This window comes from Mesorhizobium sp. CNPSo 4671, assembly GCF_057784245.1.
In genome coordinates this window covers 914,260-929,777 of record NZ_JBWLUW010000001.1, presented here as the reverse complement: position 1 = coordinate 929,777, position 15,518 = coordinate 914,260, and the positions used below count along the sequence as shown (strand labels likewise).

Genomic DNA, 15,518 nt, shown 5'->3' with positions numbered 1-15,518 from the left:
CGCTGCAGTCATCGCATAGCGTGGAGTTGCAGCCATCGCCAGAGTTTTTTTGATTTCGGGTTGGGCAGAGCGTCAGGGGCCGGGCTATGCTCCCCGCTTTAGCGCGCCACCGGCTTCGAGAGACCGAACCCCCTATCCTTGCGGGCACAAAGCTGCGGCCAGTCGGATGGAATTGTGGAAGAACCGGCCGATTCGATCGGTGGATGAGCCGAGATTCCTGCCATCGATGCCGATTCTCAAGCCTATCTCCGGAAGCAGGTAGGACATTTCAGCGGCAACCGGACCGGGGGAATTATCGGCGGCTGCCTATACTGACAATCTCAGACCTCAGCTCTGGCGCCTAGCATCATCGCCAATGAGCGTTGCCCTATCCGTTCCCAACTGTTCTCTTCCACCCACTCCGATCGACGCTTGGCGATATTATCGAGATTGGACCCTCTGGGATCGTCATAGAATTCACGTAAGGCGGTTGCAATATTCGAGGGGGCGAAGCCGTTCAACCCGATCGTTATCCCGCGAACCTCATCGAACAGGTGTGCAGGAGATGTGGCTACAAACGCGCAGGCAGCCAAAGCGGTCCTTACAGCGGCGCTGGAAGATTCTGGATTATCCAAGTAGGGAAGTACGACCAAGTCGCACTCCGAAAGCATTTCCTCAACCTTCGCTTCTTCAAGGTAATCCGGGTACAGCTCTACTTGATCTTCAAGACCCATGATTCTTATCATTTTCTTGCAATTTTCAAGCTCCTCCTTCGAATTGGAATCCGTGCGAACAGCATTCAGCAGACACAGCCTGAATTGTTCGCCATCGTGTCGGGCCGCGATAAATTTCGCAAACCCCTCGATTAATGCCCTCACATTCTTGTGTTGGTACAAGAAGCCAAAGGATCCGATCCGCTTGGTCAATCTCTCTGCAGGGCGGGTGTTGCCGCGATATGGAATGCCCTGCGGCATAACTGTCACGTTGTGACCCAGCCCGCATTGACCCAAATTGTTGAGGTCAGTCACTGTATGCACGATGACTCGATCAAAAAGCTTCAGGGTTTCTACAACAGTGCTCCGTCGCGCCGAATCAAATTGTAGAATTGGCCGCGAAGTATGTAGCGTGATGAAAACGACCTTCCCTAAAGCTTTAAGCTCCTTGACAGTTAATAGTAGCTCTCTATCAATTTCGTAAAAGGCAAAATGATGTTGAAACCAAACAACTTCTTTCCATAATCTGATATCCGCGCTGGCAAATCCCGATGTTGGGGCGTTCTTTAACCATTCTCTTGTTACCCTCACATCCTCGCTCGACGTAGAGGTATGAGTTTCCCTAACTTTATTTTTTGGACCGACAATTGAAACATCTTTAAGATGTAAAGCGCCGATCAAACGATCCGAGTAATCTGCAATCCCGCATGGCTCACGCCAAGTCGACACCACCGTCAAACCAAGCGGTCGCTTAAAGCCCTCCTCTATCTCCTCAATTCTGTTAATAGCGCCTAAAAAATGCTTGGCCGCATCGTCCGAAGCATAAAGCTGACTCACCCGGTCGAACAGCAGTCGCGCCCGTCGCTGCGAGCGGCTTCCTCCCGCGCCAAGATCGCTGATCAGGTCGTCGAGTATAGAGGCTAATGCCTTTTGGTCAGGTTCAACCCAAAATGATGCACCGCTGGATAAGTGCGACGAGGAAGGAACGAAGTGAAAGGGAATTCGCCAGCTGTTCTCATCGGAGAGAAAATCCGCTTGTCCACCGAAACCGGTTGCAACCACGGGAAGATAACGAAGTCCCGCTTCGATGGCCGGCAAATTCAAACCTTCGCCCCTAGATGGTAGGACTATCGCATCTGATTGATCGTAAAGTTCCTGCATTTTCAGAGTCGTATAGTCATCAAAAATGACGCGAATATTATTTCTAAATTCTGGAGCCACGATGTCTAAAATCAGCTGATCGACATTATTGTGCTCATTAGGAAATGTTTTTATAGTCAAGCGGATATCATGATTTCTCGAGACGACGTCGAACGCTGACAGAAGAAGATCGACACCTTTCCTAGGAAAGCAGGAAGAGATGTGCAGAAGATTGATTACCCCTGACACCCGGGGGGATTTCGGTTCTGCGGCCGGAATATCCACGACGGGCGGCGGCGCCAATACGATTGGCCTACGACAGCCGTTGTCCTGCAGCGTTTTCATTACGAAACGAGACGGAGCGACAACGGCGTCGTAGCCATTCAGCTTTTCGATTGTTCCGAACGGGATTGACGATTCCTCCCAGAAAAACATGATATAGGCGCGCTTGTCGTCATCCGAGCGGTCCAGCACCGGAAAATGGTGAACAAGGGTAATATAGGATTCGTCGGCAAACCCATCCCGCATCATGCGCGTGAGAACCGCCGTCGATGTATCGTTGGGGGTCGAAATAGCGTCCTCACGTCGTCCATGAAATGGGACGATATTGATCCGTCCCAGCCCAAGCGAATACATCTTCTCAGCCAAATTGCGGTTGATATAGGCGAGGCTGTATGTTCCGCTGAAATGGCCAATAAATTTTATGGATCGTTCAGTGAAATTTTCGATCCCTTTGGCCGTCACATCGGGAAAGTCAATCAGGAAGCCTTTTTCCAAAAGTGTTGGATATGCTTCGGTCAAAGGAGGGTAGGACGATACGCGCGCCAGATAGCGGTGGAGGGTCGGAAAACACCTAATTGACCTGTCAAGATGACGCCACAAGCGCGGGTAAGTTCTTAATATATTTTTACTCTTATAAAAAATTCTCTTTGCCGATGATCGAGATTGACGTTGCACTCTTTGGAGTGCCTCCGTGACCATCCAGGAGAGGTTAATATTTGACACCCTGCTCTTTATTTCCTGCAAGTGCGAATGTATCACATAATTCATTTCCATCTGTTCAATTATAAATTTCTCCACCGCGATGTCTTTTGACGCATGTTCACGCCTGTTCTCCTCTAGTGCATGTTCAACACCTTTAAGACGAGCATGAACCGCATCGGCTTCTTCCGCCAATTGCATGAGACGTCGCATGTCAGCGGGTCCTTGCTGCGGAACAGATGCGCAATACGATTCAAATTTCAATTTTCTGGCTGTATCTAGGCCCGACTGTTTCAACGCGACCAGCGCATAATCGGGTCCCAAGCTAAACAGTGTGTTTATCAACGATTGGATAGGGCCAAAATCCTCGGCGGCTGGTTTGCCGTTGAGTCTAAGAATCCTGTTCGCCCTGAAGCCAGCAAGCTCAGCGTAGTAGACCATTAACGGTGGCGGTATCGGCCTAACATGGGTTGGATCCATGTGGAACGCCCAAGTTGCGACAGCGAGATTCTCTGGGTTTGGCGTCTCAACAATGATAATCCCACCGGGTTTCAGTGTTCTATAAATCTGCTCCAGCAACTCTATGGCATATTCGCTTTGGAGATGCTCAACCAGATGAAAAGCTGTAACGACATCGTAGCTCTCATTCTTCGTGTTTCTGACAAATTCGAGAGCATCCGCGTTGACCGATACAAAGTTGTTGCTTTCAGCCTCCGCGATCATCGTGGGATTGTTCTCGACCCCAGTGCACAGCCATCCCCTACCTTTCAAAAGACTGCACCATTCTCCTCTTCCGGAGCCGAGATCAAGCGCAGTTGGATCGGCATCGCTCTCGGAACGAATGACGTCCAAGAGCGGCAGATACACGGAAAATGTGTGTAGGATGGATTCCCGGTCTCCTCTGAATCGCTCCTCAAAATTGCGGTACTGGTTCATGATGCTGGCTGCCATCAAAGTTCTCCAGAAAAGGGCGGCGACCACCCTTTAATAGTCACTACAAACCAACTGAATTTGGCTAATCGCGCAGCCTGATAGGCCAGAATGAATGGGCGGTCTTGTCTGACGACACCGGCGGAAGCTCGACGCTCAGATTCACACGGCCACTCGCGACCGCGACTATAAGGCACGCTCCCCGCACTGGCGCCGGCTGCGACACCCAAAGTTACATCGCGTGGGCGCGCGCCCGCGATGCGCGCCACATAGGGTGGATTGGCCTCGATGTTGATCCCACACCAGCCATGATCGCTAAAGGCCCGCGTAACAGAGTATTCGTCCGGGTCCGCGGTGCCCACATCAATCCAGAATCCTTGCGGAATATGCTTGAGCGCCCGCCAAAGCATAACATCTTCAAAATTCTGGGCGTATGAAATGAAGGTCAAAGGAAGTACCGTTGTGTCCAAATCTCGATTGGGGCCTAGTTCGGCCTATTGTCACGCGCCGTCTCTCGGATCTCTAAGCAGGTAGCGCGAAGAGCGGGTTCGACGGATCGAATCGAATTTTCTTCTTTATCACACTGTCTCATCCGTTCGCGCCCTAGCCGGGCATCAGCCTGGACAAACATACGAGGTTGCGATTGGCATCGTCTACAACCTGTTTGCATTTATTCTTGTTTCCAGACGATGAACTCAACCGAAATAGGCTGTCAGAACCTGATTGGTGGGGCCGTCCATCCGCACGCGGCCATGTTCCATCCACAGGATGCGGTTGCAATTCTTTCGAAGCAGATCGCGCGAGTGGCTGGCAAGGACGAGTATCTTGGTCGTCTCCACGATCTCACGCAGCCGCCGGTCGGCCTTTTGCTTGAAGTCCTCGTCGCCGGTCGAAAGCCATTCGTCCATCACGAGGATCTCCGGCCGGATCGCCGTCGAGGTCGAGAACGCCAGGCGTAGCTGCATGCCCGACGAATAGGTCCGGAACGGCATGTCCAGAAAATCACCCAGTCCGGTGAACTCGGCGATGTCATCGAATTGCTCGCGCAATTCGTTCGGCCGCATGCCCATCATCGCTGCCCGCAGCCTGATGTTCTCGCGGCCCGTCGCTTCCGGATCGATGCCCAGGGAGATGTTGATAAGCGATACGCATTCGCCGTGGATTTCCGCCGAGCCGCTCGTCGGCCTGTAGATGCCCGACAGCACACGCAGCAGCGTCGTCTTGCCGGAACCGTTGTGGCCGACGAGGCCGATCCGGTCCCCCTCGTGCACCGAAAAGCTCACATCCTCAAGTCCGCGCACGATGACATGGCCATCGCCCCGACGGTCGATCGCGCCGCCCGTGGCGACGCTCAGCACCCTGTTCTTGAGCGAGCGGCTTGCCGCGTTGAAGACCGGGAATTCGACCGAGACGCCGGCCAATATGATGGAAGCCATAGCAGGGATCATAGCCAATAGGGGATGCGGTGACGATAACGGCCGAACAGCGACAGCGCGACCGTCCAGCCAACGATCGCAAACACGATGCAGGCCATCCAGCCCGTCGCGGACGGGAGTTCGCCCAGCAGCGGGTCGCGCACGACGCTGATGAAGTGGTAGAAGGGATTGAGGTCCAGCAACAGCCGCGAGATGCCCTCGGGCAGCGTTCGGGCCATCCACATCACCGGGGTCAGGTACATGATGACCTGCAGGAGGTTCTGCATCACCTGCGTCATGTCGCGGTAGCGTGCGCACAGCACACCCAAAATGAGCATGATCCAGAGCAGGTTGAGCGACAAGATGACAAAGCCGGGCAGCGCCAGGAAAACGTGCCATGTCGGCATGCGCCCGACGGCCAGCAGGACGAGCGGGTAGATGAGAATGTTGTGGCCCAGAATGATGGCGTTGCGGTACTGCACGCGCAACACATGGGTGAACAGCGGCATGCGCACCTGAAGGATGATGCCCTCGGCCCCGATAAAGGCCATGCATCCCTCGTTGATCGACGACGAAATGTAACCCCAGAAGATCAGGCTGACGCAAATGTAGGGGAGAAACTCCTGCATCGGCGTGCGAAAGAGGGTGCCAAAGACGAAGCCGAGCGCGCCGATCAGCACGCCCATGTTGATGGTCAGCCAAAACGCTCCGACCCGCGAGCGTCGGTAGCGCTGGGCCACGTCCTGCCAGCTGAACGTCGTCGCCAGATGGTGTTTCTTCAGCGCGGCTCTTATGTCGGCGAAGGCTTCTGCGAGGACGCCCGTTTTAGTCGGCAGCATATGTCGAGATGTCCCGATCGTGTGTTCTGCCCAGGCCCGGCTGTGTGCGAAAGGTTCGATACATTATTGCCCTGGCGACATCAAGTTACGGTCTAATCGTATGAGATCGCCATTCTTGTCTAACCAGGGGGCTAAACGCTTGCGAATGTCCGCCAAAACATCAGGCTTCGTTATGAACTGGTTGCGGTCTGAAATATGTCGACGATGAAAAAAAGTCTCTTCGTCATAGTAAGTCCACCCGCCGTCGACGACCTGGCGCTTCCTGCTCTCGATTTCCTTCAGAAGGTGTGAAACACGGCGTTTGCTCAAATCGTGGCAATCCTTAGCCCATTCCAACAGGCTATAGTCTGGACAAACATACCGACCGACTTTCCATGTAGAGAGAAGCCTTCGATTCTCAATCTCGTCCATACTGAGGATGAGTGAGTGCGCCGCTATCCGTTCGTAGAGGCGCATCCACGGCAGCATCACCGTATCGACCACGTGCGCAGGTTCTCCTCCGAACGTGTTTAGCCACGAGAGAACCGCGCTTTCCGGCTTTCGGATGGTGCAGATCGATTTTACCGAGCCGCTCCGCAGCAAAGAGAGCAGCTCATCGTCGGCATCATGTGCCTTATAGATAGCATGGGCAGTCTCGTTCGACGTAAACTGTGCGCGTTTGTCGGAAGTGACCGAAGCAACACTACCTCTCCGCGACAGGGCCCGCCTGACAACGTTGAAGGAGTAGGTGGATCCGCTGCGCGGCATTCCGGCAATGAAAATCAGCATTCCTGTCACACAGTTTGACGGTTAGCCAAGTCGACCGATCCTAGAAACCACAAGAAATAATGATTTCAGCCTTCTGTCGTATTTCCACCTTCCAGAAACCGGCGATATCCTTGAAAACCCTGTCTATATTATCTCGATCTCGGGGAACGGGAAAATAAATCTCCCACCGTCGGCGAGATATTCGCGTTCACGACGCAGGATACCGTCCTTGAAATGCCAAGGCAGGACCAGAAAATAGTCCGGCTTCATCGCGCGCGCTTCGGCTTCAGAAATGATCGGTATGTGCGTCCCAGGGGTCATGCGGCCAAACTTTTCCGGATTGACTTCGGCGATGGCCGGGATCTCGGCTTGCGTGAAGTTGCAGAATTGCAGGACGACATTGCCCTTGGTCGAAGCGCCGTAGCCCAGCACTTTCTTGCCGTCGGCCACGAGTGTCCTGATAAGACGTGACAGGTCGTCCTTGTGCCGGAACACGCGCTCCTCGAAGTCGCGAAAGGGCCGCGGCGTGGCCAATCCCATGCGGTCTTCCTGCTCCAGCAGCCAATCGATGACCGGCTGATCGGGTCTGAGGCTTGTGTTGCCCTTGTGGGTGGCCGTGACAGCGAAACTGCCGCCGTTGATGTTGTTCATGACAACGTTGACGACCTTGAGGCCAGCCGCTTCCAGTATCTTCGCAACAACGCCGAGGGAATAGTACTCGACATGCTCGTGGCAAATCGTGTCATAGGAGTTGAGGCGAAGCATGGATGGCATGTAGCTTTGCTCGAAATGCCAGATGCCGTCTTCGGCAAGGACCTCGGCCACCTGACGCGCAAAGGCGATGGGATCCTCAAGATCGTAGAACATCGCAATGGACGTCACGATCTTGGCTCGCTTTTGTGAGATGCTCCGATATGCCTCGGCCGAAAAAAAATCAGGCACCAGTTTCACATCGTCCGGATAATACTGCGCAAATTTCTTGCCCGTCGGATCGATGCCCATGCGCGTCAACCCCGCGGTCGAATAGGCCTTGAGGGTCGTGCAATCATTGCTTCCGATGTCGAGAACGACGTCACCGCCGCGTGGCGAGGCGAGCCTCTCCAGGAAGCGAACCTTATGCGTCAAATGATCGACCATCGACTGGTTGAGGCCCGAGCGATAGCCGTAATTGTCGCCGTACATTTCGCTCGGCTCATAGGAATGTTTCAGCTGCAGAAGTCCGCTGGACGGAGACCAGACCAGCTCGAGCGGCCCTTTGGTCACGGGTTCAGACGCCGATTTGGGAAACACTCCGGTGAGCGCCTGCTCGCCAAGATTGAGCACGGAGACGAGATCCCTGTCCTTGCCGACACGGCAGGTCTCGATGGCGTGATACCTTACCTCGTTCATGAATTCTGACTGTCAATTGGTTGGTGAAAGGGTATTGATTCAAAGTGCATCGACTGCAGTTCTCTACGCTTGGGCCACCCGTGCGCGGCAATCCTTCAGAACCGCGGCAAGGGCCTCCTCGAATGGATGCTCAGGCACCCAGCCAAGACGCGTTCGGGCGCGGGTCGCATCCCCCAAAATGCACGGCAGATCACTCGGTCGCAGCCGCAGCGGATCTTGTTCGGTGACGATCTTGACACTGCTTCGCGCCAGGAGCTGCTCCAAAATATCTCCCATCCGCCATGAGATGCCCGAAGCAACATTGAAGATGGTGTTGGGCACGAGACCGTCGCTGTTCAAGGCGACGTACGCATAAGCGCTGGCGACGTCTCGCGCGTCCAGGAAATCCCGCTTCGCGTCAAGATTGCCGACGCGAATGACCGGCGGAGCCAAACCTGCTTCAATCCGCGCGATCTGCATGGCGAAGGCAGGTACGGCAAATGCCTCGGTTTGCCCTGGACCCGTGTGGTTGAAGGGGCGCATTCGAATGCATTTAAGGCCGTGACGGGAAAGCGCACCCAAGGCGAGATCGGCCGCGGCCTTGGTCACGGCATAGTCGTCCATCGGTGCAAGCAGTGCATTTTCGTCAACCGGCCGGCCAGCTTTTGCGGTCTCGCCATAAACCAGACCCGACCCGACATAGATCAACCAACATTCCGGCGCCTCGTCGAGAATGGCATGGGCCACGTTGAGCGCGCCCTGGACGTGGATGCGCCAGGTGTTTTCAGGGTCAGCCTGGGCGGCGCCAAGGGCGGCGACGGCGGCCAGATGGACAAGGTGCGTCGGCTTGTGACGAGCAACAGCCTCACGAACAGCAGCCCTGTCCGTCACGTCGAGCGCTCCGATTTGACCAAATACGGGATGCGGTCCTCCGTCCTTGGAGGTCGCAACAACCGTCATGTCGCGACCGCAGATGCGGCGCAACGCGTCATGGACATAGGGACCGACAAAGCCCCGCGCGCCCGTGATCAAAACCCGCATGCCGACCTCGCTAACCGCGCCTCAAAGGTGTCGGTCACGTCTTACACGCTCAAGGTCGGCTTCGACCATCTCAATCACGAGTTCCTTGAGGCTCGTCTTTGCCTCCCAGCCCAACTTCTCTTTGGCCTTGGTCGGATTGCCATGCAGAACTTCGACTTCCGCAGGCCGCAGGAAGCGCTCGTCGATAGAAACGTGATCCTCCATATTGAGACCGGCATGTTCGAAGGCGAGCTTGCAGAAGTCCCGAACCGACACGGTCTTACCCGTCGCGACCACATAGTCGCTTGCCGTGTCTTGCTGCACCATCAGCCACATAGCTTCCACATAGTCGCGTGCGTGACCCCAGTCTCGCTTGGCGTCCAAATTGCCGAGCGCCAGCTTGTCCTGCAGCCCAAGCTTAATACGCGCGACAGCGTCGGTAATCTTGCGGGTGACGAATTCGATGCCGCGCAGGGGCGATTCATGATTGAAGAGAATGCCGCTCGACGCGTGCAGCCCAAAGCTCTCGCGATAGTTGACCGTCATCCAATGTGCATAGAGCTTGGCCGCAGCATAGGGAGAGCGCGGATAAAACGGGGTCTTTTCCGACTGGATCGGTTCCTGGATCAGCCCGAACATTTCCGAAGAGGATGCCTGGTAGAAACGGGTTTCGGGACACGTTATCCGCACCGCTTCCAGCACGTTGGCTGCGCCGATGCCCGTCACGTTGCCAGTCAAAAGCGGCTGTTGCCAAGACGATTTGACGAAGGACTGGGCGGCAAGATTGTAGACTTCGGCCGGGCGAACGTCCTGGAGTACCCGGATGAGGCCGGAGAGATCCGTCAGATTGCCGTCGTGAAGCACGATCTTGTCGGCAATGCCAAGCCATTTCAGCCGTGAACCGACCACATCGGCCGAGGCGCTACGCCGCAAAAGGCCGTGGACCTCGTATCCCTTCTCAAGCAGGAACTTCGAGAGATAGGCTCCATCCTGCCCGGTCACGCCGGTGATAAACGCTGTTTTGGAATTCATGGTGAACCTGTCTCTACCTTCTTGATCGCTATTTCAGGAAATGCAAACCGTCTGCCCAAAAACGCAAAACGTACCCAATTCGCAGATGTGCCCGATGGGTTGTCTTCGGATCACGCGCGGCCATAGACATCATCGAACCGCACGATATCGTCTTCGCCAAGATATTCCCCGCTCTGCACTTCGATCATGACGAGCGGAAGAATGCCGGGATTTTCGAGGCGGTGCTTGTGGCCGCACGGGATATAGGTGGACTGGTTTGTCGCCAGCAGGATTTCACTCTGGCCGTTGACGACCTTCGCAGTCCCGCTCACCACCACCCAGTGCTCGGAGCGGTGATGATGCGCCTGAAGGCTGAGCCGCGCGTTCGGCTTTACCTCGATGCGCTTGATCTTGAAGCGCGGACCTTCCTCCAGGACGGTATAGGTACCCCATGGACGATGCACGGTGCGGTGCACGGTTGCCGCCTCATGCCCCTCCGTCTTGAGGCGATTGTAGAGATCCTTGACCTCCTGCGCCTTATCCTTGTGGGCGATAAGAAGCGCATCCGGCGTGTCGACGATCAAAAGATCCGAGACGCCGACAAGCCCCACAAGCCGGTCTTCGCTGTGCACGTAACAGTTCGTCACGCCATGGAGCATTGTCTCCCCGGTCGTGCGGTTGCCGCTGTCGTCGGCTGGAACAAGCTTCGAAAGAACGTTCCATGAGCCGATATCGGACCAATCGAAACTGCAGGGCACGAAACCCACGTTCTTCGCTTTCTCCATGACCGCATAGTCGATGGAAACAGCAGGAACGGCGGCGAAGCCATCCCTGTCTATCTCAACAGTGGTGCGGTCCGCGGCATCGCTTGTCCTGGCTTTATCGAGCGCCGTGCGCGCATTGGACAACACATCCGGACACAGTTCCTGCATCGCGGCGATCATCGAGCGGGCCGCAAAACAGAACATGCCCGAATTCCAGAAGAAACGACCGCTGGCGATAAATTGGGCCGCTCGTTCCGCATTCGGCTTTTCCACGAACCGAAGGACCGTGTCGCCCTCGGCCTCGATATAGCCAAACCCAGTTTCAGGGCTCTCGGCCTTCATGCCAAACGTCACGATCCGTCCCGTGGCCGCGATCGCCGCCGCCTTCGCCACGGCCGCGCCAAAGCCGGCTTCGTCCAAGATCAGGTGATCGGCCGGCAGCACAACCAGAACCGCGCATGGATTGTCGCGCGCGACCTGCAACGCGGCGAGCGCGACCGCGGCCGCCGTGTCACGCCCGAACGGCTCCAGCAGGAACGTGTTCTTTACACCTGGCGCCGCCACCTCCGCATACTCGTCCGCCGTCAGGAACAGCAGATCGCGGTTGGTGACCGTCACAATTTGATCGACGCCTGCAAGTCCGGCCGCGCGGGCGTAGGTCCTGCGAATGAGGGTTCCCCCTCCCGGCAAGGGAATAAAGGGTTTTGGGTGCAACGCACGAGAAATAGGCCAGAGGCGGGAACCGACACCGCCACTTATGATGACAGGAACGATATTGGTCAAACTTCAGCTTTCCAGGATTTGAGTTCGGCCGAGGTCAAGACCCCAACCGAGCAATTCGTCTGCGCGGGATTCTGTCTTTGCCTCAATGTAGCACCGCAATTCGGGCGCGTTGCCGGACGCACGGAAGTGAACAACCTCTCCGTTGCGGGCGGTGATACGCACGCCGTCGCGATTGTCAATATAAGCGACGCCCCCGAGAACCTCGAAAAGAGTTCCGGTATAGACGGCATCCGTCGCCAGTCCTTTGAGGAAAGACGCGCTGTCTTCCGCCGAGACGCCTTCAAGCCGGCCGCTCGTCGCGGCGAGGAATCCGAAACCGGCCGCGATCTCGGCGAGCGGGCGACCTGTCGCCGCAATCGTTGACAGCGCACAGAGAATTGGCAGCAGCGAATCCCGGGTCAGCAAGGCTGCGAGCGTGCGGCCATCCTTCTCGACGGATGAACCCAGAAGAACGCCGCCATTGGCTTCGAAGCCCACGACGCATTTCGCCCCTTGAGCGAGGGCCGTGCCGATGCCTTCGATGACATAGGGCGAGCCTATGCGTGTGCGCAGCACCGTCGCGAAATGCCCGCAGCGCTCCAGGGCAGAATTGGAACTGACCGGCGTGACGATGCAGTCGGCATCCAGAAAACGCGCCGTGATCGCGCCGATCAGGTCGCCGCGCACGAAACTGCCATGTGCATCAGCCACAAGCGGCCGGTCGCCATCGCCGTCAGCGGACACGATGGCATCGAACGGCTCCGTCGCCGCCCAGCCTTTGAGAAGCGATAGATCCTCTTGCCTGAGCGCTTCGGTATCCACCGGAATGAAATGGGCGGACCTGCCCAGGGGAACCGCCTCGGCCCCCAACGCACAAAGCATATCGACAATAATGTCCCTTGCCACGGACGAATGCTGGTAGACGCCGACCCGGAGACCAGACAGGCTATCCGGCTGAAAGAAGCCAAGCAAATGAGCCCTGTAGTCTGCGGACGGTTCGGAGCCCAGCTGGACGGGTTCAACTGACGGCTCTGGTCGATTGGCGGCCTGCAAGCCTGCGTGGATTGCTACAATCTCAAGCTCATCGCGCTTGTCGATCTCGCCGTCCGCCCGGTAGAATTTGAGCCCATTCCTGTCGTCGGGAATGTGGCTGCCGGTCACCATGATCGCCGGGGCACTTTTGCCGGTGGCATAAAGTGCGAGTGCCGGCGTGGGCAAGGTGCCGCAATCGACCGGCACCAAACCGGCTTCGGCGATCGCAGCATGGACAATCCCCGCAATCTCGGGACTCGACGAGCGAAGGTCACGTCCAACGAGGATCTTGTCGCCCTCGCTCAAGACACCTCGCCCCAAAAGCATGCGTGCGAACGCAATTGTATAGGTGCGCGCCGGAGGTCCCCTGAGCTCGCTGACGAGACCGCGCAGCCCGCTGGTGCCGAACCTTAGCGTCACGGATAGCTACCTTTTTCCAGGAATGCCGCCCCGGCGCGCATTGCGACTAGGCCCCTCACCTGTCGAAGCCTGCGACAGCATGAAGGCTGGAGAGCGACACCATCGGACAGCGCACTACTATAGATCAAAGCCAGCGACCTGATCTTCATATACCGGCAGTTCTTGCTTAGAGACCGCTAATATTACTGGGTACAGCCGGCTCTCATTGCCTCGAGCAAGGAGCATTCCTTTCAAGAAGCTCTCCGTGAATTGCCAAGCCCCCACCTGACACCCAAGTTGCCCGTGCTTAGGTTTCGCGCAATGGCTTGTCAATGTCGGACACGGGACCGAGTTCGATTTCAACACGCTGCAGGGGATTCAGGCTACAGCGACCCTGAGGGCTACGGACCAAGCCTGGCGAGTGGGCAAATCAAGCGTCGATTGAAAACTGCGAGCTGTTCACGGACGATCCAGGATGCGGCGCACGACCCGCTCGGTGGATTCTCGCCATTCCGGCGCGCTCCATCCGAATACGGCGGCGAATTTCGCGCTCGACAGCCGCGAATTGGCAGGGCGCCGCGCCTTGGTCGGATAGTCCTTGGTGGCGATATCGCGCACATCAGCCCAGGATCCACCAGACGCCTGGCTTGTATCCAGGATGTGACGGGCAAAGCCGCTCCAGTTGGTCTCGCCCGTGCCAGCCACATGATAGGTACCGAACGCGCTGACGCTCTTGTCGCCATGCAGCATCGCGGCCGCATGCAGGATGGCGTCGGCGATATCGAGCGCCGAGGTGGGGTTTCCCCACTGATCGGCCACCACCGAAATCTCGTCGCGGTCGGCAGCCAGCCGCAGCATGGTTTTGGCGAAATTCTTGCCGAACGGGCTGTAGACCCAGGCGGTACGCAGGATCAGGTGGCGCGGGCCGGCGGCGGCCACCGCCTGTTCACCGGCGAGCTTGGAGGCGCCGTAAACGCCGAGCGGTGCCGTCGCGTCGGTCTCGAGATAGGGACGAGAAGCGCTGCCGTCGAAGACGTAATCGGTCGAAAGATGGATGACCGGAACGCCGAGCCGCGCTGCCGCTTCAGCAACTTTGCCGGCGCCGGTCGCGTTGACCGCAAAGGCCAGGTCGGGCTCGTCTTCTGCCAGATCCACCGCCGTGTAAGCGGCGGCCGACACGACGACATCCGGCTTGGCAAGCGCGATGGCGTCGACGATGGTCTCGGGTCTTGCCAGATCGAGCTCCGGACGGCCGATGGCGACGACCTCCACACCGGCGTGCGCCTGGCCGGCCTCCAGCAGGCTTGCCGCGACCTGGCCGTCGCGTCCGGTGACGACGAGCCTCACGCGCCACCCTTGCGCGCTTCACCCAGCCTCTCACCGGCGTAGCGCTGCTCGCGGATCGGCCCCCACCACCATTTGTTGTCGAGGAACCAGTCCACGGTTCTGGCCAGGCCGCTGTCGAAATTCTCCCTGGGTGCCCAGCCGAGTTCGCGGCCGATCTTGGAGGCATCGATGGCATAGCGGCGGTCGTGCCCGGGACGGTCGGTGACGAAGGAGATCAGCTCGCGATAGCGCTTGCCGCCGCTGCGGGGACGCCTGATGTCGAGCAGGTCGCAGATCGTCTCGACGACGGTGAGGTTCGTCCGTTCCGAATTGCCGCCGACATTGTAGCTCTCGCCCGGCGTCCCCTTGGTGGCCACCAGTTCCAGGGCCCGCGCGTGATCCTCGACGAAAAGCCAGTCGCGCACATTGGCGCCGGCGCCGTAGACCGGCAGTGGTTTTTCGTCGAGCGCGTTGAGGATAACGAGCGGGATCAGTTTTTCGGGGAAATGATAGGGGCCGTAATTGTTCGAACAGTTGGAGAGCACGACCGGCAGGCCGTAGGTCTCGTGCCACGCCCGCACCAGATGGTCCGAGGCTGCCTTCGAGGCGGAATAGGGCGAGGACGGTGCGTAAGGCGTCTCCTCGACGAACATGCCGCCATCGAAAGGCAGATCGCCGAACACCTCGTCGGTGGAGACATGATGGAAGCGGAAGCGGCTTTTCCGGTCGTCGGCAAGGCCGCGCCAATATTCGAGCGCCGCATTGAGGATGCGGTAGGTGCCGACGATGTTGGTCTCGATGAAGGCGCCGGGCCCGTCGATGGAACGGTCGACATGGCTCTCGGCGGCGAGGTTCATGACGATATCGATATCGTCACGGCGCAGTATGTCCAGCACCGCTCTCTCGTCGCAGATATCGGCATGGGCGAAGCGATAATTATGCGCGTTCTCGATCTGGCGCAGCGAGGCCAGGTTGCCGGCATAGGTGAGCTTGTCGAGATTGGTCACCCGGTAGGCCGGATTGGCGCACAGATGCCGGCACACCGCCGAACCGATGAAGCCAGCCCCACCTGTCACCAGGAAATTCATGCCG

At 57.4% G+C, this 15,518-nt stretch carries 12 protein-coding genes; all 12 read right to left on the bottom strand.

Going from position 1 to position 15,518, the window contains the following annotated elements; all coding sequences use genetic code 11:
• Window positions 1–320: 320 nt before the first annotated feature.
• Entirely contained in the window at window positions 321–3,764 is a 3,444-nt protein-coding gene (locus tag AC04SF_RS04205; RefSeq protein ID WP_488476627.1) for a glycosyltransferase, read from the bottom strand.
• Complete coding sequence (locus tag AC04SF_RS04200; RefSeq protein WP_488476626.1) at window positions 3,764–4,192, bottom strand: hypothetical protein; 429 nt, start codon at window positions 4,190–4,192, stop codon at window positions 3,764–3,766. Before AC04SF_RS04200 ends, AC04SF_RS04205 begins: the two co-directional genes overlap by 1 nt.
• Before the next feature lie 246 nt (window positions 4,193–4,438).
• Entirely contained in the window at window positions 4,439–5,179 is a 741-nt protein-coding gene (locus tag AC04SF_RS04195; RefSeq protein ID WP_488476625.1) for an ABC transporter ATP-binding protein, read from the bottom strand.
• A gap of 8 nt (window positions 5,180–5,187) precedes the next feature.
• Window positions 5,188–5,997 carry an ABC transporter permease gene (locus AC04SF_RS04190; RefSeq protein WP_488476624.1) on the bottom strand — a complete coding sequence of 270 codons (810 nt, stop codon included), beginning with the start codon at window positions 5,995–5,997 and terminating at the stop codon, window positions 5,188–5,190.
• A gap of 63 nt (window positions 5,998–6,060) precedes the next feature.
• Window positions 6,061–6,765 (bottom strand): hypothetical protein, encoded by a 705-nt coding sequence (locus tag AC04SF_RS04185; RefSeq protein WP_488476623.1) that lies wholly within the window; start codon window positions 6,763–6,765, stop codon window positions 6,061–6,063.
• Window positions 6,766–6,888: 123 nt separating this feature from the next.
• A complete protein-coding gene (locus AC04SF_RS04180; RefSeq protein WP_488476622.1) occupies window positions 6,889–8,133 on the bottom strand; it encodes a class I SAM-dependent methyltransferase in 1,245 nt (414 codons plus the stop codon).
• Between the two features lie 63 nt (window positions 8,134–8,196).
• Window positions 8,197–9,153, bottom strand: a complete 957-nt coding sequence (locus AC04SF_RS04175) for an NAD-dependent epimerase/dehydratase family protein (RefSeq protein ID WP_488476621.1) — start codon at window positions 9,151–9,153, stop codon at window positions 8,197–8,199.
• A gap of 21 nt (window positions 9,154–9,174) precedes the next feature.
• Window positions 9,175–10,164, bottom strand: a complete 990-nt coding sequence (gene gmd / locus AC04SF_RS04170; protein WP_488476620.1) for a GDP-mannose 4,6-dehydratase — start codon at window positions 10,162–10,164, stop codon at window positions 9,175–9,177.
• A 110-nt stretch (window positions 10,165–10,274) separates the two neighbouring features.
• Window positions 10,275–11,690, bottom strand: coding sequence for a mannose-1-phosphate guanylyltransferase/mannose-6-phosphate isomerase (locus tag AC04SF_RS04165; RefSeq protein ID WP_488476619.1), 1,416 nt, complete (start codon window positions 11,688–11,690; stop codon window positions 10,275–10,277).
• 3 nt (window positions 11,691–11,693) lie between these two features.
• Window positions 11,694–13,121, bottom strand: coding sequence for a phosphomannomutase (locus AC04SF_RS04160; protein ID WP_488476618.1), 1,428 nt, complete (start codon window positions 13,119–13,121; stop codon window positions 11,694–11,696).
• Window positions 13,122–13,559: 438 nt separating this feature from the next.
• Window positions 13,560–14,447: a dTDP-4-dehydrorhamnose reductase gene (rfbD, locus tag AC04SF_RS04155; protein ID WP_488476617.1), complete on the bottom strand. Its 888-nt coding sequence runs from the start codon at window positions 14,445–14,447 to the stop codon at window positions 13,560–13,562.
• Entirely contained in the window at window positions 14,444–15,514 is a 1,071-nt protein-coding gene (gene rfbB, locus AC04SF_RS04150; RefSeq protein WP_096456064.1) for a dTDP-glucose 4,6-dehydratase, read from the bottom strand. The genes rfbD and rfbB overlap by 4 nt, the downstream gene beginning before the upstream one ends.
• Window positions 15,515–15,518 lie beyond the last annotated feature (4 nt).

What these genes read in the sequence shown, in the direction of transcription:
- AC04SF_RS04180 (WP_488476622.1), bottom strand. Translation starts at nt 8,133, where the DNA reads ATGAACGAGGTAAGGTATCACGCCATCGAGACCTGCCGTGTCGGCAAG.
- AC04SF_RS04195 (WP_488476625.1), bottom strand. Translation starts at nt 5,179, where the DNA reads ATGGCTTCCATCATATTGGCCGGCGTCTCGGTCGAATTCCCGGTCTTC.
- AC04SF_RS04175 (WP_488476621.1), bottom strand. Translation starts at nt 9,153, where the DNA reads ATGCGGGTTTTGATCACGGGCGCGCGGGGCTTTGTCGGTCCCTATGTC.
- AC04SF_RS04185 (WP_488476623.1), bottom strand. Translation starts at nt 6,765, where the DNA reads ATGCTGATTTTCATTGCCGGAATGCCGCGCAGCGGATCCACCTACTCC.
- rfbB (WP_096456064.1), bottom strand. Translation starts at nt 15,514, where the DNA reads ATGAATTTCCTGGTGACAGGTGGGGCTGGCTTCATCGGTTCGGCGGTG.
- AC04SF_RS04190 (WP_488476624.1), bottom strand. Translation starts at nt 5,997, where the DNA reads ATGCTGCCGACTAAAACGGGCGTCCTCGCAGAAGCCTTCGCCGACATA.
- gmd (WP_488476620.1), bottom strand. Translation starts at nt 10,164, where the DNA reads ATGAATTCCAAAACAGCGTTTATCACCGGCGTGACCGGGCAGGATGGA.
- AC04SF_RS04205 (WP_488476627.1), bottom strand. Translation starts at nt 3,764, where the DNA reads ATGGCAGCCAGCATCATGAACCAGTACCGCAATTTTGAGGAGCGATTC.